21 protein-coding genes and 1 tRNA gene are annotated in these 20,538 nt (G+C 69.1%); 14 read left to right on the top strand and 8 right to left on the bottom strand.

The features are described 5' to 3' along the window. Window positions 1-9: 9 nt before the first annotated feature. From K2W61_RS10720 to K2W61_RS10700, 5 genes are all read left to right on the top strand, one after another. On the top strand, window positions 10-762 hold the full coding sequence (locus K2W61_RS10720) for an SDR family NAD(P)-dependent oxidoreductase (RefSeq protein WP_175132759.1): 753 nt from the start codon (window positions 10-12) through the stop codon (window positions 760-762). Between the two features lie 8 nt (window positions 763-770). Continuing rightward, window positions 771-1,511 carry an SDR family NAD(P)-dependent oxidoreductase gene (locus K2W61_RS10715; protein WP_236755577.1) on the top strand — a complete coding sequence of 247 codons (741 nt, stop codon included), beginning with the start codon at window positions 771-773 and terminating at the stop codon, window positions 1,509-1,511. 5 nt (window positions 1,512-1,516) lie between these two features. Next, complete coding sequence (locus tag K2W61_RS10710) at window positions 1,517-3,223, top strand: FAD-dependent oxidoreductase (protein WP_236755576.1); 1,707 nt, start codon at window positions 1,517-1,519, stop codon at window positions 3,221-3,223. A gap of 24 nt (window positions 3,224-3,247) precedes the next feature. Further along, a complete protein-coding gene (locus K2W61_RS10705; protein WP_236755575.1) occupies window positions 3,248-3,853 on the top strand; it encodes a glutathione S-transferase in 606 nt (201 codons plus the stop codon). Between the two features lie 227 nt (window positions 3,854-4,080). After that, the gene (locus K2W61_RS10700) at window positions 4,081-4,665 is read left to right on the top strand and encodes a hypothetical protein (protein WP_236755574.1); all 585 of its coding nucleotides are present in this window, start codon (window positions 4,081-4,083) and stop codon (window positions 4,663-4,665) included. Between the two features lie 121 nt (window positions 4,666-4,786). Here K2W61_RS10700 and K2W61_RS10695 read toward each other — a convergent pair whose 3' ends face one another. Then, a complete protein-coding gene (locus K2W61_RS10695; protein ID WP_175132765.1) occupies window positions 4,787-6,121 on the bottom strand; it encodes a DUF3100 domain-containing protein in 1,335 nt (444 codons plus the stop codon). A 300-nt stretch (window positions 6,122-6,421) separates the two neighbouring features. Here K2W61_RS10695 and K2W61_RS10690 point away from each other — a divergent pair, with 300 nt between their 5' ends. The 4 genes from K2W61_RS10690 to K2W61_RS10675 all read left to right on the top strand — a co-directional run bounded on the left by K2W61_RS10690 (window position 6,422) and on the right by K2W61_RS10675 (window position 10,042). Further along, window positions 6,422-7,345, top strand: a complete 924-nt coding sequence (locus K2W61_RS10690; protein WP_175132766.1) for a LysR family transcriptional regulator — start codon at window positions 6,422-6,424, stop codon at window positions 7,343-7,345. Window positions 7,346-7,431: 86 nt separating this feature from the next. After that, window positions 7,432-7,623: a DUF2970 domain-containing protein gene (locus K2W61_RS10685; RefSeq protein WP_175132767.1), complete on the top strand. Its 192-nt coding sequence runs from the start codon at window positions 7,432-7,434 to the stop codon at window positions 7,621-7,623. A gap of 141 nt (window positions 7,624-7,764) precedes the next feature. Then, window positions 7,765-9,504: a nitrite/sulfite reductase gene (locus K2W61_RS10680; RefSeq protein ID WP_236755572.1), complete on the top strand. Its 1,740-nt coding sequence runs from the start codon at window positions 7,765-7,767 to the stop codon at window positions 9,502-9,504. Beyond that, the gene (locus K2W61_RS10675; RefSeq protein WP_175132769.1) at window positions 9,497-10,042 is read left to right on the top strand and encodes a DUF934 domain-containing protein; all 546 of its coding nucleotides are present in this window, start codon (window positions 9,497-9,499) and stop codon (window positions 10,040-10,042) included. The genes K2W61_RS10680 and K2W61_RS10675 overlap by 8 nt, the downstream gene beginning before the upstream one ends. A 43-nt stretch (window positions 10,043-10,085) precedes the next feature. Here the strand turns inward: K2W61_RS10675 and K2W61_RS10670 are convergent, their stop codons facing one another. Then, window positions 10,086-10,889 (bottom strand): IclR family transcriptional regulator, encoded by an 804-nt coding sequence (locus K2W61_RS10670; protein ID WP_175132770.1) that lies wholly within the window; start codon window positions 10,887-10,889, stop codon window positions 10,086-10,088. 102 nt (window positions 10,890-10,991) lie between these two features. Here K2W61_RS10670 and K2W61_RS10665 point away from each other — a divergent pair, with 102 nt between their 5' ends. Genes K2W61_RS10665 through K2W61_RS10650 form a run of 4 tightly spaced genes read left to right on the top strand, consistent with a single transcriptional unit; the run spans window position 10,992 to window position 15,095 of the window. Next, window positions 10,992-11,981, top strand: a complete 990-nt coding sequence (locus K2W61_RS10665) for a Bug family tripartite tricarboxylate transporter substrate binding protein (RefSeq protein WP_236755571.1) — start codon at window positions 10,992-10,994, stop codon at window positions 11,979-11,981. 11 nt (window positions 11,982-11,992) lie between these two features. Continuing rightward, on the top strand, window positions 11,993-13,498 hold the full coding sequence (locus K2W61_RS10660; protein WP_175141262.1) for a class I adenylate-forming enzyme family protein: 1,506 nt from the start codon (window positions 11,993-11,995) through the stop codon (window positions 13,496-13,498). Continuing rightward, window positions 13,495-14,283 (top strand): citryl-CoA lyase, encoded by a 789-nt coding sequence (locus tag K2W61_RS10655; protein WP_175132773.1) that lies wholly within the window; start codon window positions 13,495-13,497, stop codon window positions 14,281-14,283. The genes K2W61_RS10660 and K2W61_RS10655 overlap by 4 nt, the downstream gene beginning before the upstream one ends. Beyond that, complete coding sequence (locus tag K2W61_RS10650) at window positions 14,280-15,095, top strand: SDR family NAD(P)-dependent oxidoreductase (RefSeq protein WP_175132774.1); 816 nt, start codon at window positions 14,280-14,282, stop codon at window positions 15,093-15,095. Before K2W61_RS10655 ends, K2W61_RS10650 begins: the two co-directional genes overlap by 4 nt. A gap of 46 nt (window positions 15,096-15,141) precedes the next feature. On the opposite strand, the gene K2W61_RS10645 is transcribed toward K2W61_RS10650, so the two are convergent. The 5 genes from K2W61_RS10645 to hemA form a co-directional block, all read right to left on the bottom strand. Next, window positions 15,142-15,702, bottom strand: coding sequence for a UbiX family flavin prenyltransferase (locus tag K2W61_RS10645; protein WP_175132775.1), 561 nt, complete (start codon window positions 15,700-15,702; stop codon window positions 15,142-15,144). 4 nt (window positions 15,703-15,706) lie between these two features. Beyond that, the gene (gene grxD / locus K2W61_RS10640) at window positions 15,707-16,033 is read right to left on the bottom strand and encodes a Grx4 family monothiol glutaredoxin (protein WP_006391696.1); all 327 of its coding nucleotides are present in this window, start codon (window positions 16,031-16,033) and stop codon (window positions 15,707-15,709) included. 121 nt (window positions 16,034-16,154) lie between these two features. After that, entirely contained in the window at window positions 16,155-16,982 is an 828-nt protein-coding gene (gene prmC / locus K2W61_RS10635; protein WP_175132776.1) for a peptide chain release factor N(5)-glutamine methyltransferase, read from the bottom strand. Window positions 16,983-17,028: 46 nt separating this feature from the next. Next, the gene (prfA, locus tag K2W61_RS10630; protein ID WP_175141264.1) at window positions 17,029-18,111 is read right to left on the bottom strand and encodes a peptide chain release factor 1; all 1,083 of its coding nucleotides are present in this window, start codon (window positions 18,109-18,111) and stop codon (window positions 17,029-17,031) included. 82 nt (window positions 18,112-18,193) lie between these two features. Continuing rightward, window positions 18,194-19,468 carry a glutamyl-tRNA reductase gene (gene hemA, locus K2W61_RS10625; protein ID WP_175132778.1) on the bottom strand — a complete coding sequence of 425 codons (1,275 nt, stop codon included), beginning with the start codon at window positions 19,466-19,468 and terminating at the stop codon, window positions 18,194-18,196. Between the two features lie 283 nt (window positions 19,469-19,751). On the opposite strand from hemA, the gene K2W61_RS10620 reads away from it, so the two are divergent. Beyond that, window positions 19,752-19,827: transfer RNA gene (locus tag K2W61_RS10620), tRNA-Phe, on the top strand. 94 nt (window positions 19,828-19,921) lie between these two features. On the opposite strand, the gene K2W61_RS10615 is transcribed toward K2W61_RS10620, so the two are convergent. Continuing rightward, the gene (locus tag K2W61_RS10615) at window positions 19,922-20,530 is read right to left on the bottom strand and encodes a LysE family translocator (RefSeq protein ID WP_175132779.1); all 609 of its coding nucleotides are present in this window, start codon (window positions 20,528-20,530) and stop codon (window positions 19,922-19,924) included. Between the last annotated feature and the right edge of the window lie 8 nt (window positions 20,531-20,538).

Raw genomic sequence — 20,538 nt, 5'->3', positions numbered from 1 at the left:
GAGAACACCATGGGCATGATGCAAGACAAGCGGGTTCTCGTCACCGGCGCCGGCCGCGGCCTGGGCGCCACCATCGCGCAGGGCTTCGCCCGCGAAGGCGCCACGGTGATCGTGGCCGACCTCGACCCCGCGCTGGCGCGCGCCAGCGCCCAGGCCATCGCCACGGCGGGCGGCCGCGCCGTCGATGCCGCGCTGGACGTGACCGATGCGCAGGCAGTGCGCGCCTTCGCCGCCGAATGCGAAGCGCGCCACGGCGCCCTCGACGTGCTGGTCAACAATGCCGGCATCTCGGCGCGCGCGCCGTTCGACGATCCCCAGACCCCGCAGATCTGGGAACGCGTGATGAACGTGAACCTGCAAGGCACCTTCAACGTCACCCACGCCTTCGTCGAACAGCTCAAGGCCAGCCGCGGCGCCATCGTCAACCTGTGCTCGATCGTGGCCTATGGCTGCGGCATCTCGACCGCCGGCTACGTGGTGTCCAAGGGCGGCGTGCGCTCATTCACCGAAGTGCTGGCGCGCGACCTGGCGCCGCACGGCGTGCGCGTCAACGCCGTCGCCCCCGGCCTGATGGAAACCGAGATGACCGCCGGCCAGCGCGCCCAGGCCCACGGCACCGACTGGTACCTGCGGCGCGCGCCGATGGCGCGAACCGGACGCGCCGACGAAATCGTCGGCCCCGTGCTGTTCCTGGCCTCGGACATGGCCAGCTACGTCAATGGCGTGGTGCTGCCGGTGGACGGCGGCTACCTGGCCGTATAGGAATCGAAATGGAACCTCTCACCTCCCCCGGCACCGCGCTGGTCACCGGCGGCGCCAGCGGCATGGGCCTGGCGATCGTCGAACGGCTGGCGCGCGATGGCTTTCGCGTCGTCATGGCCGACCGCAACGCGGCCCTGGCCGACCAGGAAACCCAGGCGCTGCGCGCGCAAGGCCTGGACGTGGACTACCGCGTGGTCGACCTGGCCGACGAGCACGCCACCCGCGCCCTGGCGCGCGAACTGGCGCCGCTGGCGGCGCTGGTCAACAACGCCGGCCTGTTCGACGAGCGCAAGTTCTTTGACGTCACCAGCGACGACTACCGCCGCATGTACGACGTCAACCTGCTGGCGGTGGCCACGCTGACGCAGGAGGCCGCGCGCGACATGCCCGCCGGCGGCAGGATCGTCAACATCGCCTCGCGCGCCTACCTGGGCGCCCGCAATCATCCCCATTACGTGGCCTCGAAGGCCGCGCTGGTGGGCTACACCCGCGCCTCGGCCATGGAACTGGCGCCGCGCGGCATCCTGGTCAACGCCATCGCCCCCGGCCTGATCGACACGCCGCTGCTGCGCAACCTGAGCGCCGAGCGCCTGGCCGCCCAGCTGGCGCTGCAGCCCACCGGCCGCGCTGGCCGGCCGCAGGACGTGGCCAACGCGGTGGCGTTCCTGGCCTCGCCGCAAATGGACTTCATCACCGGCCAGGTGATTTTCGTGGACGGCGGCAAGTCGCTGGGCGGGTCGGGAGCATAGGCAGCATGGACAGCATCAAGTGGGACAAGGAAGTCGACGCGCTCGTGGTCGGCTCGGGCGCGGGCGGCATGAGCGCCGCGCTGACCGCCAGCGTGGCGGGGCTGGACGTGCTGCTCATCGAGAAGACCGGCCGCATCGGCGGCTCGACCGCCATTTCCGGCGGCGCGCTGTGGATACCGTTGAACGCCCAGACCGAGGCCGCCGGCCATCCGGACAGCTTCGACAAGGTTTGGACCTATCTGACGGAGACCGTCGGCGACGGCGCTGCCGACGCCATGAAGCGCGCCTACCTGGAGGCCGGCCCGCGCATGCTGGACGACCTGGTCGCGCGCGGCTTCCTGCAAGTGGCCGCGCGCACCGCCTCGCCCGACTATTACCCCGACCGGCCCGGCGCGGCCATGGGCGGCCGCTCGCTCGACCCGGTGGAATTCGACGGCCGCAAACTGGGCCGCCATTTCAAGACGCTGCGCGATCCGCTCAAGGAATTCACGGTGCTGGGCGGCATGATGGTCAGCATCACCGACGTGCGCCATCTGCTGCGCGCCACCCGCGCGTTTGCGTCCTGGCGCCATGCCATGAAGCTGGTGCTGCGCTACGGCGCCGACCGCCTGCGCGGTTATCACCGCGGCACCCGCCTGCTGCTGGGCAACGCGTTGGCCGCGCAGCTGTTCCACGCCATGCTGGCGCGCCAGGTGCCGTACTGGCTCAACACGCCGGCGCTGGCCCTGCTGCGCGACGCTGGCGGCGCGGTGCTGGGCGCCACCGTCGAACACCAAGGCCGGCGCCTGAACATCCGCGCGCGCCGCGGCGTGGTGCTGGCCACCGGCGGCTTTCCCTGGGATTCCGCCCGCCGTCGCCAGACCTACCCGCATCCCACCGGCGACTGGTCGATGGCGCCGCGCGACAACACCGGCGACGGCATCCGCCTGGCCGAAGCCGCCGGCGCGACGCTGGGCCAGGGCTATTCCAGCCCCGCCTTCTGGGCCCCAGTCTCGATCCTGGAGCAGCCCGGCGGCAAGCGGCTGCATTACCCCCACCTGGTATGGGACCGCGCCAAGCCGGGACTGATCGCCGTCAACGGCGCCGGCCGCCGCTTCGTCAACGAATCGACCTCGTACCACGCCTTCGTGCAGGCCATGTACCGCAGCCACGAACAGGCGCCGACAGTGCCCGCCTTCCTGCTGTGCGATCAGCGCTTCATCGACACCTGGGGCCTCGGCCTGGCGCTGCCGGGCGGACGCCCGCGCCAGCACCTGATCGACGCTGGCTACCTGTTGCAGGCGCCAACGCTGGAAGCACTGGCGCAGAAGCTGGGCGTGCCGGCCGACGCGCTGCGCGCCACCGTGGCGCGCTACAACGAACACGCGGCGCAGGGGCAGGACCCCGACTTCGGCAAGGGCGGCACCGCCTACAACCGCTACCTGGGCGACCCGGAACACCAACCCAACCCCTGCCTGGCGCCGCTCGGCGCCGGTCCCTACTACGCGGTCAAAGTCTATGCCGGCGACATCGGCACCGCCTGCGGCATCGCCGCCAACGGCAACGCGCAGGCCCTGGATGCCACGGGCCAGGTCATCGCCGGCCTGTACGTGGCCGGCAACGACATGCACTCGGTCATGGGCGGCGCCTACCCCGCGCCCGGCATCACGCTCGGACCCGCGCTGACGTTCGGCTGGGTCGCTGGACAACATCTGGCTCATGGCCAACACTGACGCTCCACCCTGACAAGGACTCCCATGAAGATCTACTTCTCGCCCGCCTCGCCCTTCGTGCGCAAATGCATGGTCATCGCCCATGAGCTGGGGCTGGCCGACCGCATCGAAAAGCTGCCCAGCGCCGCCGGCCCCGTGGCGCGCGACCAGACCATCATCCCCGACAACCCGCTGGGCCAGGTGCCGACGCTGATCACCGACGACGGCCAGCGCCTGTTCGACAGCCGCGTCATCTGCGAATACCTGAACGACCTGGGCAAAGGCGCGCTGTTCCCGGCCGGCGCCGCCCGCTGGCACGCGCTGACCGAGCAATCGCTGGGCGACGGCATGCTGGGCGCGGCGCTGCTGGCGCGCTACGAAACCGCGCTGCGGCCCGAGCCGCTGCGCTGGGACGGCTGGTACGAAGGCCAGATGGGCAAGGTGCGCGACGGCCTGGCGCTGCTGGAAAAAACCGCCGCCAGCCTCGAAGGCCGCCTCGACATCGGCACCATCACCATCGGCTGCGCCCTGGGTTACCTGGACTTCCGCTATCCCGATTTCGACTGGCGCGCCGGCCACCCCGCCGTCGCCGCCTGGTTCAAGACGTTCAACCAGCGCCCCTCGATGCAGGCCACGCTGCCGCCCGCCTGACCCGCTCCGGTTTGGGTGGCCGCCAGGCCTGGAGATCCCGCCGGGCTCCAGGCGCAACGGCCGTCCGGTACGGCGCGCCCGCTTGGACCCGCCGCTCGCCCCTGGCGCTTGCCAGGGGCTTTTTTTTCTTACAGATCGACATACCGTCCCGCCCGCCGCCGTCTATATTGAACTTTCGAAGTCCCCGCCGGACCAACTGGTAGACCCCACAGACAGGGAGCCCACGCATGAACGTGACCGCCGTCTCCCCCATCGCCCGCGTCGACCCGCCGTATGCCGCGCGCATTCCGCTGCTGGACGACACCCGCCCCGTCTGGGAGGCCGAATGGGCTGCCCGCAACGCCGCCGCGCGCCAAGCGCAACGCAGCGCGCAGGCCCAGGCCGCCTGGCAGGCCCAGCGCATCGCCCGCACCGCCGCTTCGCCGCGGGCGGATGACGCCGATGCGACCCGCGCCGTCACAAACACGCCATCCCACGCGGCTGCCCTCGCGGCCGCCGCGCCCCCCGCCGTCAACGTCGACCGGTTGCGCGACCTGTACGCCGATGCCCGCCTGCGCCGCGCCGTCGATGAATTCTCGGCGCGCCCCGACCCGGTGGCGCTGCGCGCGGACACCGCCAACGACCTTGGCACCATCGAGGGCCTGACGCCGCTGCAACCCTACCGCGTGGCCATGGGCAATCCGCAGGTGCAGGAACTGCAGACCGCCGTGGCCATGAAAGCCGCCGGCCTCGGCATTCCCAAGGTCGAGAACATCGGCCCGACCGAGAACGCTACCGACAACGCGCGCTACCGGCCCAACGCCCGCACCTGAACCGCGCCGGCATACGCCGGTCAGGCGTGCAAGCGCATCCGGCACGCTGCGTCACCGCCGCGATCCCATGAAAAAGCCGCCCAGACGGGCGGCTTTTTGCTGGACGGACGGCGACATCCGATCAGTGGAAGAACTCGGCGATCATCGTCGCGCCCATGAAGGTGCCGGCGTTGGCCGCCAGCGACACCACCACGATCTTCCAACCCAGCTTGCGGAAGGCCGGCAGGTCCTTCAGGATCGACAGGCCGGCCATCGCCAGGATCACCGTGGTGAACGGCAGGAAGTTCACCTTGTTGACGGCGGCGATGATCTGGTCCGAATACGGCACCACGCCAGGGCAGCCCACGGTCATCGCGATCAGCGACAGCACCGCCACGGCCGGCAACTTGGGCACCACGCGCAGCAGCAGGTCGGCAATGACGACCAGCAGGATGATGATGAGCATGCCGGGCAGCGCGTCCAGGATCGGCACCTTGTAGCCGAACTGGTTGCCAACCAGCGCGAACAGGCCGCACACGGCATAGGCCGTCAGGCGGTCGCCGAAACCCATCTTCACCGCGTGCGACGGCGCATCGGTCGCCGCCGAAGGCTCGGCGGCGGCGTCGGCCTTGCCGCGCGTGAAGCGGCCCAGCACCGGCTCCAGCTTGCCATACAGGAAGACCGTGGTCGGCAGCGAAATGAACAGCGTGAAGTACACGCCCACCACCGTGGTCAGCAGGTTGGCGGCGGCGGCCAGCGCGGCCACCTGGTGCGCCACTTCCGGCGTCTGCTGCGAAGCGATCGCGCCCACGCCAGCGGCCATCATGCTGCCCGAGCCCACGCCGGCGCCCATGGCGAGCGAACGCGGGTCGAAGATGTTCAGGCTGGTGATGAAGCCGGCCATCAGCGCCACGAACAGCGCGCCGATCACGGTGCCGGTGATGTACTCGGCCATCACGCCACGGCCTTCGGGCGAATTCATGCCGTAGCGCTCGCCGATGATCGCCAGGCTGGGCTCGCGGCCCACCGAGAACGTCGCGCCAATGGCTTCGCGCTTGATGCCCAACAGCAGCGCCAGCGGCAGGCCGATGGCCATGGTGCCGAAGAAGTGGCCGAATTCCTGGAACACCAGCGCCCAGCCGGCCTCGCGCACCTGCGGCAGCGAACCGCCGACCATCAGGCCCAGCTTGGCCAGGAACGGCAGCAGCGCGTATTGCAGGTAGCCGCTGATGCGGGTCTGCATGGCGGTGTCGATGCCAGCGCCGGCCGGCATGCGCTGACCGACGGCGGCCACCACCGCGCCGATGAAGATGGCCCAGAGCATGGGTTGCAGAACGATCTTGCCCGGGCCCACCGCGAAGGTGGCGCTGCCTATCGCTTCGGACACGAGTACCACCAGCAAGATGGCGACAAGCATGCGGATGCGGCTGGACAACGACATGGCGGGCATGGCCAGGCTGGCGCTGGCATGAGACATCGGATTCCCCTGAGTGCGTGAATAGGTATTAGGCGCGGCCCTCTCGTCGCATCCACGGCGGCCGCCTCCGGCGGCAGGGCCAGTGCGGGACGGCTCGCGGCGCGGGCGGGCGGGCGGCAGCGGCGATTTTCGCCCGGGGGCCGGCGCGCCAACCATGACAGCGCTGGGGCTAATGTGTTGCGTAAAATGCAACAGATGCCCCTGGACGGGGAATTTTTTGCAAGAACCGACCGTCCACCAGGGTAAACCCTTTATCTATTGCAAGCCGAATCGACGCTTCTGCGCCACGGAGCCACCGCCATGGACGAAAAACTCGACGCCCGCCGCACCCATTACTTCATGCAGGTCATGAGCCGGGGTTCGGTGCGCGGCGCCGCCGAAGTGCTGAACATGGATCCGTCCGCCGTCAGCCGCGCCATTGCCGCGCTGGAACGCGACTGCGGCATGGCCCTGTTCGAGCGGCGCGGCCGCGGGGTGGTGCCGACCGACGCCGGCCACATCCTGGCGCGCTACGTCAAGCGCCAGCAGAACATCCAGGAAAGCTTCTTCTCGGAAATCGACAGCCTGCGCAAGGCCGAACGCGGCCACATCGACCTGGTGCTGGGCGAGGGCTTCGTCGAAATGATGTTCGACCAGGTGCTGCCCGGCTATTGGCGCCACCATCCCGAGGTGACGCTGGACATCGACGTGGCCCGCACCTCGGAGATCGTGCAGCGCATCGTCGACGACCTGGCCTATATCGGACTGGTGTTCCAGCCGCCCAACGACGCCCGGCTGCGCACGCACTACTCGCGGCCGGAGCCGATCCGCGCCATCGTGCGCCAGGACCATCCGCTGACGCGCCTGCAACGGCCGCTGCTGCTGACCGACCTGGTCGAGTATCCCGGCGCCTCGATGCAGGAAGGCTTCGGCGTGCGCCAGCATATCCAGGCCGCCGAGATCAGCGAACAAGTGCGCCTGCGCAACGTGCTGACCACCTCCTCGTTCAAAGCGCTGTGGCAGTTCGCCGCCACCGGCATCGGTTACGCCCTGACGCCTCCCATCGCCGTCACCGCCGACATGGCCGCGATGCGCCTGGCCAGCCTGCCGCTGGCCAACCCGATCCTCAACCAGGGCAGCCTGCACGTGCTCAGCCGCGCCGGCCGCCATATTTCGCCGGCCGCGCGCGAACTGCTGGACCACATCGTGCGCGGCATCGGCACGCCCGGGAGCGGCGCCATCTGATACGGTCGCGCGGGACCAAACTGCATCTGCCCCGGCCGCGCCGGGCCGGCTACAGTGGTCCCATCCCCTGTCAGGAGACCTTCGCCATGCTCAGCTTCCTGCGCACGGTCAAATCCGTCCTGTGGGGCTTTTTCGGCGTGCGCCGCGGCCGTGGCTACGACGCCGACATCGCCCACAACAAGCCCGCCCCGCTGATTCTCACCGGCCTGTTGATGGCCGCCTGCCTTGTGGCAATCCTGGTGCTGGTGGCCCGCTGGGCGGTCACTGCGGCCCTGTAGGCGCCGCGGGGGCATACCGTTATTACCAGAATGACTTAGACGGTCGCAACGGCTGCCTGTTACGGTTATGAATCCCCCGTCCCCGTCCGCGGTGGACCGTGCTCCCGGGACCAGACCGAGAAGACCTCAAGGGCAGTAGACATGTACGTGTATGACCCCGTCGACCAGCAGCTCGTCGAGCAGCGCGTGGCGCAGTTCGCCGACCAGACGCGCCGCTTTCTCGACGGCCAGCTCACCGAAGATGAATTCCGCGTCCTGCGCCTGCAGAACGGCCTGTACATCCAGCGCCACGCGCCGATGCTGCGGGTGGCCATCCCCTACGGCATCCTGGCCTCGCGCCAGCTGCGCACCCTGGCGCACATCGCGCGCAAGTGGGACCGCGGCTACGGCCACTTCAGCACGCGCCAGAACATCCAGTTCAATTGGCCCAGGCTGGAAGACGTGCCGGACATCCTGGCCGAACTGGCCACGGTGCAGATGCACGCCATCCAGACCAGCGGCAACTGTATCCGCAACACCACCACTGACCACTTCGCCGGCGTTGCGCCGGACGAACTGATCGACCCGCTGGTGTGGTGCGAGATCATCCGCCAGTGGTCCACGCTGCACCCCGAATTCGCGTTCCTGCCGCGCAAGTTCAAGATTGCCGTCAGCGGCGCCGTGCAGGACCGCGCCGCGGTCGGCGTGCACGACATCGGCCTGCAGGCGGTCGAGCGCGACGGCAAGCTGGGCTTTCGCGTCTGGGTCGGCGGCGGCATGGGCCGCACGCCGATCGTCGGCAAGCTGATCAACCCCTTCGTGCAGTGGCAGGACCTGCTGACCTACCTGCAGGCCGCGCTGCGCGTCTACAACCTGCATGGCCGCCGCGACAACAAGTACAAAGCGCGCATCAAGATCCTGGTGAAGGACCTGACGCCGGAAGTCTACGCGCAGCAGGTCGATGAACAGTGGCAGCTGATCAAGGGCGGCCCGGACACCATCACCCAGGAATTCGTCGACACCATCGCCGCCCGCTTCGTCTGGCCGCAATACGATCCGGCCGCGACCAATGACAACGACAACACCGCCGCCCTGGCCGCGGCCGATCCACGTTTCGCGCGCTGGCTCCGCACCAACGTGCACGCCCACAAGGTGCCGGGCTATGCCGCCGTCACCGTCTCGCTCAAGGCCACCGGCGTGCCGCCGGGCGACATCACCGCCGACCAGATGGACGCGGTGGCCGCGCTGGCCGATGAATACGGCTTCGGCGAACTGCGCGTGTCGCACGAGCAGAACCTGATCCTGGCCGACGTGCGCCGCGCCCGCCTGCACGAACTGTGGGGCAAGCTCGAAGCGCTGAACCTGGCCACGCCCAACGTCGGCCTGCTGACCAACATCATCGCCTGTCCGGGCGGGGATTTCTGCGCGCTCGCCAACGCCGTGTCGATCCCCGTGGCCGAGGCCATCCAGCGCCAGTTCGACAACCTCGACTACCTGTTCGAGATCGGTGAACTGGACCTGAACATCTCCGGCTGCATCAACTCCTGCGGCCACCACCACGTCGGCCACATCGGCATCCTGGGCGTGGACAAGGCCGGCGAGGAGTGGTACCAGGTCACCATCGGCGGGCGCCAGAACGGCGCCGCCAAGCCGCTGCCCGACATCGAATCGACGCGCGGCGGCGGCGCGGCCATCGGCCGCATCATCGGCCCCTCGTTCGCGCGCGACCAGGTGCCGGGCGTGGTCGACCGCCTGATCCGCACCTACCTGGGCATGCGCGACAGCGAGGAGGAACGCTTCATCGACGTGGTCGACCGCGTCGGCATCGAGCCCTTCAAGCAAGACGTGTACGCCGATCCGGCCTTCGCCAAACCCCAGGCGCAGGAGGCCGCCCATGTCTGAGCCCTATGCCCACGACGCCCCCGGCCCGCACCTGATCCGCAACGGCCGGCTCGAAGCCGACGATGCGCGCCCCTTCGTGCCCGACCCGGAAGTCGCCGCTGAAGGCCAGGTGCCTGCCGACGCGCCCGGCTGGATCGTGCCGCTGGCCACCTGGAAAGCCTCGCACGCCACGCTGCGCCGCCATCGCCACCCGGTCGCAATCCTGCTGGAGCCGGACGCCGACCTGCGCGACCTGCTGGAAGCCGACGGCACGCTCGACCCGGCCGGCATCGCCTTCATCGCGGTAGACTTCCCGGTCTACACCGACGGCCGCGGCTATTCGCTGGCGCAACTGCTGCGCACCCGCTACCAGTGGACCGGCGAACTGCGCGCCGTTGGCGACGTGATGATCGACACCATCCACTACCAGGCGCGCGTCGGCTTCGACAGCTTCCTGGTCAAGCCGGGCCACGATCCGCGCAAGGCGCTGGACGCGTTCAAGACCTTCACCGTGCATTACCAGAAAACCTACCGCGCGCCGGCGCCGGCCCAGGCCTGACGCGCAGCGCCGGCCTCGATGCGATCGGGGCCGGCGCGTTCCCTCAATCCGCCTCGTCCGCCGCGCCCGGCAGGCTCCAACGCTGGCGCCTGACCTCGTCCTGCGCCAGCTGGCCGCGGATCAATTCGGCGATCGCGCGCTGGCGCGGCGCCTGCATGCGGTCGATCAGGCTCGATACGCTGACCGCCAGCCGCGGGTAACCGCCAGCGTCGCACAGCGCCACGCCCACGCCCAACACCCCCGGCACGGCGGCGTTGCCCACCACCGCCCACCCTCGGTCACGCGTGTTCTCCGCCAGCCGCCGCATCTGCGCCACCGTCATGCCGCCATAGGCGCGCAAGGCCTGTTCGTTCTGCGCGATCACCTCGTCGGCCTCGGCCGTCGGCAAGGCGCCCAGCAGCGCCAGGCCGGCCGCGCCCACCCCCAGCGGCTGGCGATGGCCGATCGTCACCGCCAGCACCTGCACCGGGTAATTGCCCACCTCGCGGTGCAGGCAGAGCGAATCGCCGCCGGCGCGGCAGATCAGGAACGCCGAATCGCCGCTCACGTCGCTGATCTGCCGCAGCACCGGGCGCAGGCTGCGCACCGCCTCGGCATGCGGATCGCCGGCCAGCATCACGCCCAATTCCGCCATGCGCCAGTGCGGCGCGTCCGGCTCACGCAGCGCATAGCCTTCCTGCGCCAGCACATCCAGGTAGCGGTACACGGTGGAACGCTGCATGCCGGCGGCGCGCGCGATGTCGGTGACATGCATGCCGGCCGCGCCCGCCCGGCGCAGCACGCCCAGGACCCGCAACCCGCGCCGCAGCACCCGCGGGCCGCCATCGTCGTTTTCCGGCTTGTTCATTTTCTGGACACCTTGCATTGATGAGGCGCTTATCAAAGCCCAATATGAAGTCGGGCAGGCATAGATCTGTCCAAATATTAGACAAACAGGACGGAGACAACCATGCAGACATTCAGCAAGCGGCTGGCCGCGAGCGTCGCGGCCCTGGCGAGCGCCCTGGCCTTCAGCACCCCCGGCCATGCCGCCGGGGCCTACCCCGACCGCCCGGTGACCCTGGTGGTCGGCTATGCCGCGGGCGGCGCCACCGACATCGTCGCGCGACTGGTGGCCAAGTCGCTGGCCGAGGAACTGGGGCAGACCTTCGTGGTCGAGAACAAGACCGGCGCCAACAGCAATATCGGCGCCGAAATCGTCTCGCGCGCCGCGCCCGACGGCTACACCTTGTACGTCGGCTCGATCGCCAACACCATCAATCGCTCGCTCTACAGCAAGCTGAACTACGACTTCGTCAAAGACTTCAAGCCCATCGGCCTGCTGGCGACCATCCCGAACATCCTGGTGGTCAACCCCAAGCTGCCGGTCAAGACGGTGCAGGAGTACATCGACTACGCCAAGGCCCATCCGGGCAAGCTGACCTGCGCCTCGTCCGGCACCGGCTCATCCATCCACTTGTCGTGCGAGCTGTTCAAAATGCGCACCGGCACCGACATCCTGCATGTGCCGTATCGCGGCAGCGGCCCGGCGGTGGCGGACCTGCTGGGCGGCCAGGTGGACTCCATGTTCGACAACCTGCCCTCGTCGCTGCCGCACGTGCAAGGCGGCAAGCTGCGCCCCATCGGCGTGACCTCGCCGCAGCGCCTGGCGGTGCTGCCCGATGTGCCGACGCTGGCCGAATCCGGGCTGCCCGGCTTCGACGTCGAATCCTGGTTCGGCTTGATGGCGCCCGCGGGCACGCCGCAAGCCGTCATTGACCGCCTGAACCAGGCCATGAACAAAGCGCTGGCCAGCGCCGCCTTGCAGGCGTCCTACAAACAGGCCGGCTTCTACGCGCCCAAACCGCCCAACACGCCGGCGACCTTCTCCAAGAAGATCGCCAGCGAAATCGACAAGTGGGGCGCGGTAGTCAAACGCGCCGATATCAAGGCCAACTGAGGAGCCACAGGGTGTACCCGATCGATTTCTTTTTCCGCGCCGCCGAGCAGTATCCGGACCGGGTGGCGCTGGACGCGCCCGAGGGCCAGGTCACTTATGCGCAACTGGCCGCGGACGTGCGCGCGCTGGCCGCGGCGCTGCAGGACCTGGACCCGGCGCCGCAGACCCGCGTCGCGCTCTGCGCCGGCAACACCCGCCGCCACATCCTGGCGCTGCTGGCGGTGCTGGCCAGCGGCAAGGTCTGGGTGCCGCTCAATACCCGCAGCACCGCGCGCGAGATCGGGCGCATCCTGGAGGCCACCGAGCCGTCCATCGTCATGGTGGACGGCGCCGGCGACGCGCTGGTGGCGGCGGGCGCGCCGCACCGCGTCAGCCTGTCGGCCGAGGCCGCCGGGCTGCAGGTCGAGCGCCTGTTGCAGCGCGGCGCCGGACGCGAACCGGTGCGCCACGCGCTGCCGCGCGACGCCACCCAGGCCATCAAATTCACCGGCGGCACCACCGGCCTGCCCAAGGGCGTGATGCAGCCCTATCACGCCTGGAACGCCGCCATCATCAACCAAATCCACAGCTGGGGCCTGACGCACGAGGACCGCTACGTGGTCGCCGCCCCGGTGACGCATGGCACCGGCACCTACCTGCTGCCGGTACTGGCGCGCGGCGGCGCGCACGTGCTGCTCGACAGCGCCACGCCGGCCAGCATCACCGCCGCCTTCCGCGAGCGCGGCGGCACGCTCAGCTTCATGCCGCCGACCCTGATCTACATGATCATGGCCCAGCCCGGCGTGTCGCGCGCCGATTTCCCGACCCTGCGCAACCTGATCTACGGCGGCGCGCCCATGCCGCCCGAGAAGATCGACCGCGCCCGCGCCTTCTTCGGCCCGGTGCTGGGCACCACCTACGGCCAGACCGAAGCGCCGCAGATCGTCACGGTGCTGCGCCCCGGCGATCTGGAATCCCCCGAGAACCGCGCCTCGGTCGGGCGCGTCACCTGGCTGTCGGACGTCGCCATCATGGACCCGGCCGGCGCCCTGCTGCCGCGCGGCGCCATCGGCGAAGTGGTGGTGCGCGGCGACCTGGTGATGTCGGGCTACTGGCGCCTGCCCGAGAAGACCGCCGAGACCATCGTCGACGGCTGGCTGCACACCGGCGACACCGGCCTGATCGACACCCGCGGCTATCTGTTCCTGAAAGACCGGCTGCGCGACGTCATCATCACCGGCGGCTTCAACGTGTACCCCGTGGACGTCGAGAACGCGTTGTCGGCCCACCCGGCGGTGTACGAATGCTCGGTCTTCGGCCTGCCCGACGACAAATGGGGCGAGGCGGTGCACGCCGCCGTGCAACTGCATCCCGGCATGGCCGCGGATGCGGAAGCGCTCAAGGCCCATGTGCGCGGCCTGCTCGGCCCGGTCGCCACGCCCAAGCAGATCCATATCCACGACAGCCTGCCGCGCTCGCCCGTCGGCAAGGTGCTCAAGAACGCCGTGCGCGACGCGGCCCTCAAGGAATCCCCATGAACACGCCCGAAACCCGTCTCTGCGCCCATCACCTCACCGGCATGTCGTACCGCGACGTCGACCTGGTCGATGACCTGATCGGCAAGAAGACCTTCACCGAAGTCATGATCATGCAGATCCTGGGCCGCGAGGCGCGCCCGGTGGACATGCGCATCGTCGACGCCGTGCTGGTGACGCTGATGGAGCACGGCCTGACGCCCAGCGCCATCGCCACCCGCCTGATCTACATGAGCGCGCCCGAGAACCTGCAGGGCGCGGTGGCGTCCGGCCTGATGGCGGTCGGCAGCCAGTTCGTCGGCACCATGGAAAACTGCTCGCGCCTGCTGGACCGCATCCGCCAGGCCGCCGACGGCCGCGCCGAAGCGCTGGCGATCGCGCGCGAATTCCGCGCCGGCCGCCAGGCGCTGCCGGGCTTCGGCCACCACCTGCACAAGCCCGACGACCCGCGTTCGATCAAGCTGCTGGCGCTGGCCGAGGCCGAGCCCGACCTGCCCGGCGATTCACTCAAGGCGCTGCGCCTGCTGGCGGCGGCCATCGACGAAACCTACGGCAAGCACATCACCATCAACGCCACCGGCGCGGTCGCCGCGCTGCTCAGCGAGATCGGCGTGCCCACGGCGCTGATGCGCGGCTTCGCCGTCATCTCGCGCGCCGCCGGGCTGGTGTCGCACGTGGCCGAGGAACAGCAGAGCCCAAGCGGCCGCTTCATCTGGGAAACCATCGACCACGCCATTCCCTACGTCGGCAAGGGCAAATCGCACCAGCGCGACGGAGAACCGTCGTGATTCCGCCCGTGCCGGGCGCGCGGCTGGCCGGCAAGGTCGTGCTGGTGGCCGGCGCCGGCTCGTCGGCCGCCGGCTGGAGCATCGGCAAGGCCAGCTGCGTGACGCTGGCGCGCCAAGGCGCGGCCATCATCGCGCTGGACGCCGACCTGGCGGCGGCCGAGGATGCCGCGCATGAAGTCGAACGGGCCGGCGGCAAGGCGCTGCCCGTGCAGGCCGACGTCGCCGACGCTGACGCCATGCAGGCCGCCGTGGACACCGCGCGGGGCCACTACGGCCGCATCGACGTGCTGCAGGCCAATGCCGGCATCGGCAAGGTCGGCGGCCCCGAAGACATCGACCTGGCTGACTGGGACCGCATCCAGCGCGTCAACGTCACCAGCCTGCTGATCGCCACGCGCCTGCTGGCGCCGCTGATGCGCGCGCAGGGCGGCGGCGCCATCGTCACGGTGTCGTCGATCGCCGGCATCCGCTATACCGGTTATCCCCATCTGGCCTACAGCGTCAGCAAGGCCGCGGTGATCCACTTCGCGCGCATGGCGGCGCAGCAGTATGCGCCCGACGGCATCCGCGTGAACACGGTGATCCCGGGCCTGATCGACACGCCGCGCGTCGCCAGGAACGTGGCGGGCATGTTTGCCAAGGATGATCTGGAGGCGGCGCGCGCCGCGCGCGACCGGCAGGTGCCGATGGGCCGCATGGGCACGCCCTGGGAAGTGGCGAACGCGGTGGCGTTCCTGGCGTCGGATGAAGCGTCGTACATCACCGGCACGGAACTGCTGGTCGATGGCGGGCTGACGGGCAAGTATGCGTAAGGGCCTCGGCCCGGCGGTCATGGCCCCCGGGCCGTGACCGCGCCTATTACATGCCTTCCCAGTGCGGGCCGGGGACGTGGATGTCGAACAGCTCCAGCACCCGGGCCACGGTGTGGTCCACCATTTCCTCGATGCTGGCCGGCCGGTGATAGAACGCCGGCAACGGCGGAAACACGATGCCGCCCATCTCGGTGACGGCGGTCATGTTGCGCAGGTGCGCCAGATTGAAGGGCGTTTCGCGCACCAGCATGACCAGGCGGCGGCGCTCCTTGAGCGTGACGTCGGCCGCGCGCGTGATGAGATTGTCGGACAGGCCATGGGCCACCGCCGCCAGCGTGCGCATCGAGCACGGCACGATGACCATGCCGGCCGTCTGGAACGCGCCGCTGGCCAGCGTGGCGCCGACATCGCGCACGCTGTGCACATGATCGGCCAGCGCGTAGACATCATGGCGGCCGACATCGAGCTCGTGCTTGATGTTCAGCACGCCCGAGGCCGACACCACCAGGTGCGTCTCGACATCGTCCACGCCGCGCAGCGCCTGCAGCATGCGCACCGCGTACAGGGAGCCGGTGGCGCCCGTGATGCCGATGACCAGTCGCCGCATGGAATCAGGCCGTGGCGCCGGATTGCTCCAGCAGGGTCTTCAGTTCGCCGGACTCGTTCATCTCGTTCATGATGTCCGAGCCGCCGATGAACTCGCCGGCCACGTACAGCTGCGGAATCGTCGGCCAATTCGAGAATTCCTTGATGCCCTGGCGGACCTCGTCGTCCTCCAGCACATTCACGGTGACCAGCTTCTTGACGCCACAGCCCTTGAGGATCTGGATGGCCTTGCCGGAAAAGCCGCACTGCGGGAATTGGGCGGTGCCCTTCATGAACAGCACGACGGGGTGCTGGGTCACGGTTTCGCGGATGAATTCTTGAACGTCGCTCATGGTGGTCTCTTGGACAGGAGGCATAACGGAATACGCCAATTATAGGTACAGGCGGGATTTCGTCCCGGATTCCCCGTGGCCGTTCCGGGGAATCGGCCGGTTACAAATCGTTGACCCGGCGTCAGCCGCGCCCCGGCCAGCGCCCGCCGGAAACGCGTTCGATGCCGGCCAGATCGCGCCGGCTGTGGACGTCGGCGAAGCCCGCGGCGGCCAGCAGGCCGCGCACCGCCTCGGCCTGATCCCAGCCATGTTCCATCCACAACGCGGCCCCCGCCTTCAGGTGGCCAGGGGCGCCGGCCACGATGCGGCGCAGGTCTTCGAGGCCGTCGGCGCCATCGGTCAGCGCGCCGCGCGGCTCGAAGCGCACGTCGCCCCGGCCCAGGTGCGGGTCGTCGCTGGCGACATACGGGGGATTGGACACGATCAGGTCGAAACCCTCGCCAGCCGGCACCGCGCCGTACCAGCTGCCTTCGACAAAGCGCACCGAAGCGGTCAAGGCCCAGGCATTGCCCGCCGCCACGGCCAGCGCCGCGGCGCTGACGTCGCTGGCCATCACGCGGGCGTCACGGCGCGCCAGGGCGATCGAAATGGCGATGGCGCCGCTGCCGGTGCCCAGGTCCAGCACCGCAGGCGCGGATTGCCCCGCCACGCATTCCAGCGCCGTTTCCACCAGCACCTCGGTGTCCGGCCGCGGGATCAGCACGTCGGGCGTCACGCGAAACACATGCCCCATGAACTCGCGCTGCCCCAGCAGATAAGCCATCGGCTCGCCGGCCAGGCGGCGCTGCGCCAGCGCCTCGTAGGCCGTGGCCACTTCCGGCGCCAGCGGGTCGGTGTCGTGCGCCAGCAGCCAGGCGCGCGGCTTGCCCAGCACGTGTTCGAGCAGCATGCGCACCTCGAGCCGCGGCAGGCGCGTATCCAGCAGCAGGTTCTTGATCTGGGCGGTCATGGGCGCGGAAAGCTCGACAATCGGATGCCTGGGAGTCGCCCGCGACTCAGACGTCGTCGCCCAGCGCCGCCAACTGCTCGGCCTGGTGCTCGGCGATCAGGGCGCCGGTCAGTTCTTCCAGATCGCCTTCCATGATCTGCTGCAACTTGTACAACGTCAGGTTGATGCGATGGTCGGTGACCCGGCCCTGCGGGAAGTTGTAGGTGCGGATGCGCTCGGAACGGTCGCCCGAACCGATCAGGCTCTTGCGCTCGGCCGCCTCCTTGCTCTGGCGCTCGCGGGTTTCCTTGTCCTTCAGGCGCGCGGCCAGCACCTGCATGGCCTTGTCCTTGTTGCGGTGCTGAGAACGGTCGTCCTGGCACTCCACCACCAGTCCGGTCGGCAAGTGCGTGATGCGCACGGCCGAATCGGTCTTGTTGATGTGCTGGCCGCCCGCGCCGCTGGCGCGGAAGGTGTCGATGCGCAGGTCGCTCGGGTTGATGACGATCTCCGACATCTCGTCGGCTTCGGCCATGACGGCCACCGTGCAGGCCGAGGTGTGGATGCGCCCCTGCGCCTCGGTGGCGGGCACCCGCTGCACGCGATGCGCGCCGGATTCGAACTTCAGCCGACCATAGGCGCCATCGCCCTCGATGCGCGCGATCACTTCCTTGTAGCCACCCAGCTCCGACGGACTCTCCGACATCAATTCGACGCGCCAGCCGCGCTGTTCGGCGTAGCGCGTGTACATGCGCAGCAGGTCGCCCGAGAACAGCGCGCTTTCGTCGCCGCCGGTGCCGGCGCGGATTTCCAGGAACACGCTGCGGCCGTCGTTGGGATCGCGCGGCAGCAGCAGCACCTGCAACGCCGCCTCCAGCGATTCCAGCCTTGCCCGGCCGGTCTTGATCTCATCCTCGGCCATCGCCTTCAGCTCGGGATCGGCCAGCATCTCCTGCGCGGTCGCCAGGTCTTCCTCGCTGCGCACGAACGCGGTGAACGCCTCCACCACCGGCTCCAGCTCGGCGCGCTCGCGCGACAGCTTGCGAAAGCGATCCATGTCGCCCGCGGTTTCCGGTTCGGCCAGCAGCGCGTCCACCTCGATCAGGCGGTGACACAGATGCTCCAGCCGGCTGCGCATGGAAGATTTCATGATGGGGATTCAGCAAAGGAAAACAGGGATGGCGGGCGCCCGGACCGAGCGCCCGCCGCAAGGCGGGGCGGAGGCAGCGCCGCTAACGGCGCGAGTCGCGGCCGGGGAACAGGCGCGGCATCCAGGCAAGCAGTTGCTTGCGGTCGTCGCCTTCGCTGCGGTTCAGCGCCGCCAGCGGGCCATGCAGGTATTTCTGGGTCAGGCCGTGCGCCAGTTGTTCGAGCACGGCTTCCGGCGATTCGCCGCGCGCCAGCAGGCGGCGGGCGCGTTCGAGTTCGGCGGCGCGGACATCCTCGGCGGCCTGGTGCAGGTCGCGGATGACGGGCACCACTTCACGCGATTGCATCCAGTGCATGAAGCCCTGGACGCGGGTCTCGATGATGGCCTCGGCCTGCACCACGGCGGCGCGGCGCGCATCGGTGCCGGTCTGGACCAGGCGGCCCAGGTCATCGACGGAATACAGGTAGACGTCGTCCAGGCGGCCGACCTCGGGTTCGATGTCGCGCGGCACGGCCAGGTCGATCATCACCATGGGGCGGTGACGGCGCAGGCGCGTGGCCCGTTCCACCATCCCCAACCCGAGGATGGGCAGGGAGCTGGCCGTACAGGAGACGACCACGTCGAATTCGGACAGGCGGTCGGTCAGGTCCGACAGCTTCATGGTGCTGGCCGAGAACCGGTTGGCCAGCAGCTCGGCGCGTTCAGCCGTGCGATTGGCCACCACCATGCTGCGCGGACGCTGCGCGGCGAAGTGGGTGGCGCACAGTTCGATCATTTCGCCCGCGCCGATGAACAGCGTGCGGGCCTGGTCCAGGTTGCCGAACACGCGTTCGGCCAGGCGCACCGCGGCGGCGGCCATCGACACCGACTGCGCGCCGATGGCGGTCTGCGAGCGGACTTCCTTGGCCACCGAGAAGGTGCGCTGGAACATCTGGTGCAGCAGCGTGCCGAGCGAACCGGCCTCGCCAGCCGCGCGCACCGCGTCTTTCATCTGGCCGACGATCTGGGTTTCGCCCAGCACCATGGAGTCGAGCCCGCTGGCCACGCGGAAGGCGTGGCGCACGGCGTCGTCCTGCTGGTGGCGGTACAGGTGCGGGTGCAGCGTGCCGGCATCCAGGCGGTTGTGTTCGGCCAGCCACGCGGGCAGCTTGTCGGCCACGTGGCCGTCGGCGGCGCAATAGATTTCGGTGCGGTTGCAGGTCGACAGGATGGCGGCTTCGCGCACCGATCCGCCGAACGCCGAACGCAGGCCTTCCAGCGCCGGCTTGACCAGATCGACGGGCATGGACACGCGTTCGCGGACCGACACCGGCGCGGACGTGTGATTCAGACCGAAGGCTAGAACAGCTACCGACATGTAAGGACAAGGCCGTGAGTATTAGAGCTGTGGTCCCCGCCAAGCACCACGTTGTACAGCGTGCATGTAACAGCGGACCGGCCATGATTATACTCCCGCGGGTTATCCCCACGCCATCCGGGACCCCGGCCGCGACCTTGCGTCGCACCCCATGCAACAGCCGTTTGCGGTAGTATGCGCGCCTTGCCCCTTGCCGCATGGAAAGGCGCACCGAAAATTCTTCAGACTTTTTCGGCGCGACTGGCACAAGTCCAAAAAATTGTGTATAGTTGCGGACTTCGTTGGCCTGGTAGCTCAGTTGGTAGAGCAGCGGATTGAAAATCCGCGTGTCGGTGGTTCGATTCCGCCCCAGGCCACCAGAATTAAAAAGCCCGGCTCCTAGGAGCCGGGCTTTTGCATGGATGGGTCAGAAAGTGGGGGCCAAACCCAGGCGGTGGCTCAAGCCCACGCGCCTCAAGACCCCGGCAACGCCGCCCCCATCGCCGCGAACAATCCCCCGCACACCTTGTTGAAGCGCCGTCCCGCGCGTTCCAGCCACGGACGCACGCGGTGCGCCAGACGCGCCAGCACGTACTCCACCAGGAACTCGATGGCCACGAAGGTGGCGGCCATGATCATGAACTGCGTGAACAGGCTGCGCGCCGGATCGATGAACTGCGGCAGGAAGGCGCCGTAGAACAGCAGCGCCTTGGGATTGGCGATCGCCGACAGGAAGCCCTGGCTGAACATGCGCGTGCCGCGCAGGCGCGGCATGTCGGGCGCCGGACGCAACTGCACGCCGGGCGAGCGCCACAGCTGGACGCCGAGCCAGATCAGGTAGGCGCCGCCGGCCCATTTCAATACCGTCAGCGCCGGCCCCCAGGCCTTGAGCAGCGCGCTGATGCCCAGCATCGACAGGGCGATCAGGGCGATGAAACCGACCGCGCCGCCGGCGATGGTGCACAGCGCCTTGCGATGCCCGTGCAGCGCGCCATGGGTCAGCGCCAGCAAGGTGTTGGGGCCGGGCGTGATCGACAGGCCGATCACGGCAACCAGATAGATGAGCCAGCTATGCAAGGCCATGTGGTTTC

It is taken from the genome of Achromobacter pulmonis, assembly GCF_021733725.1.
In the GTDB taxonomy this organism is placed as follows: domain Bacteria; phylum Pseudomonadota; class Gammaproteobacteria; order Burkholderiales; family Burkholderiaceae_B; genus Achromobacter; species Achromobacter pulmonis.
This window is presented reverse-complemented; position numbering and strand designations above follow the sequence as displayed.

Coding starts and splice junctions, on each gene's coding strand:
- K2W61_RS10720 (WP_175132759.1), top strand. CDS start 10: ATGGGCATGATGCAAGACAAGCGGGTTCTCGTCACCGGCGCCGGCCGC.
- K2W61_RS10715 (WP_236755577.1), top strand. CDS start 771: ATGGAACCTCTCACCTCCCCCGGCACCGCGCTGGTCACCGGCGGCGCC.
- K2W61_RS10710 (WP_236755576.1), top strand. CDS start 1,517: ATGGACAGCATCAAGTGGGACAAGGAAGTCGACGCGCTCGTGGTCGGC.
- K2W61_RS10705 (WP_236755575.1), top strand. CDS start 3,248: ATGAAGATCTACTTCTCGCCCGCCTCGCCCTTCGTGCGCAAATGCATG.
- K2W61_RS10700 (WP_236755574.1), top strand. CDS start 4,081: ATGAACGTGACCGCCGTCTCCCCCATCGCCCGCGTCGACCCGCCGTAT.
- K2W61_RS10695 (WP_175132765.1), bottom strand. CDS start 6,121: ATGTCTCATGCCAGCGCCAGCCTGGCCATGCCCGCCATGTCGTTGTCC.
- K2W61_RS10690 (WP_175132766.1), top strand. CDS start 6,422: ATGGACGAAAAACTCGACGCCCGCCGCACCCATTACTTCATGCAGGTC.
- K2W61_RS10685 (WP_175132767.1), top strand. CDS start 7,432: ATGCTCAGCTTCCTGCGCACGGTCAAATCCGTCCTGTGGGGCTTTTTC.
- K2W61_RS10680 (WP_236755572.1), top strand. CDS start 7,765: ATGTACGTGTATGACCCCGTCGACCAGCAGCTCGTCGAGCAGCGCGTG.
- K2W61_RS10675 (WP_175132769.1), top strand. CDS start 9,497: ATGTCTGAGCCCTATGCCCACGACGCCCCCGGCCCGCACCTGATCCGC.
- K2W61_RS10670 (WP_175132770.1), bottom strand. CDS start 10,889: ATGAACAAGCCGGAAAACGACGATGGCGGCCCGCGGGTGCTGCGGCGC.
- K2W61_RS10665 (WP_236755571.1), top strand. CDS start 10,992: ATGCAGACATTCAGCAAGCGGCTGGCCGCGAGCGTCGCGGCCCTGGCG.
- K2W61_RS10655 (WP_175132773.1), top strand. CDS start 13,495: ATGAACACGCCCGAAACCCGTCTCTGCGCCCATCACCTCACCGGCATG.
- K2W61_RS10645 (WP_175132775.1), bottom strand. CDS start 15,702: ATGCGGCGACTGGTCATCGGCATCACGGGCGCCACCGGCTCCCTGTAC.
- grxD (WP_006391696.1), bottom strand. CDS start 16,033: ATGAGCGACGTTCAAGAATTCATCCGCGAAACCGTGACCCAGCACCCC.
- prmC (WP_175132776.1), bottom strand. CDS start 16,982: ATGACCGCCCAGATCAAGAACCTGCTGCTGGATACGCGCCTGCCGCGG.
- prfA (WP_175141264.1), bottom strand. CDS start 18,111: ATGAAATCTTCCATGCGCAGCCGGCTGGAGCATCTGTGTCACCGCCTG.
- hemA (WP_175132778.1), bottom strand. CDS start 19,468: ATGTCGGTAGCTGTTCTAGCCTTCGGTCTGAATCACACGTCCGCGCCG.
- K2W61_RS10615 (WP_175132779.1), bottom strand. CDS start 20,530: ATGGCCTTGCATAGCTGGCTCATCTATCTGGTTGCCGTGATCGGCCTG.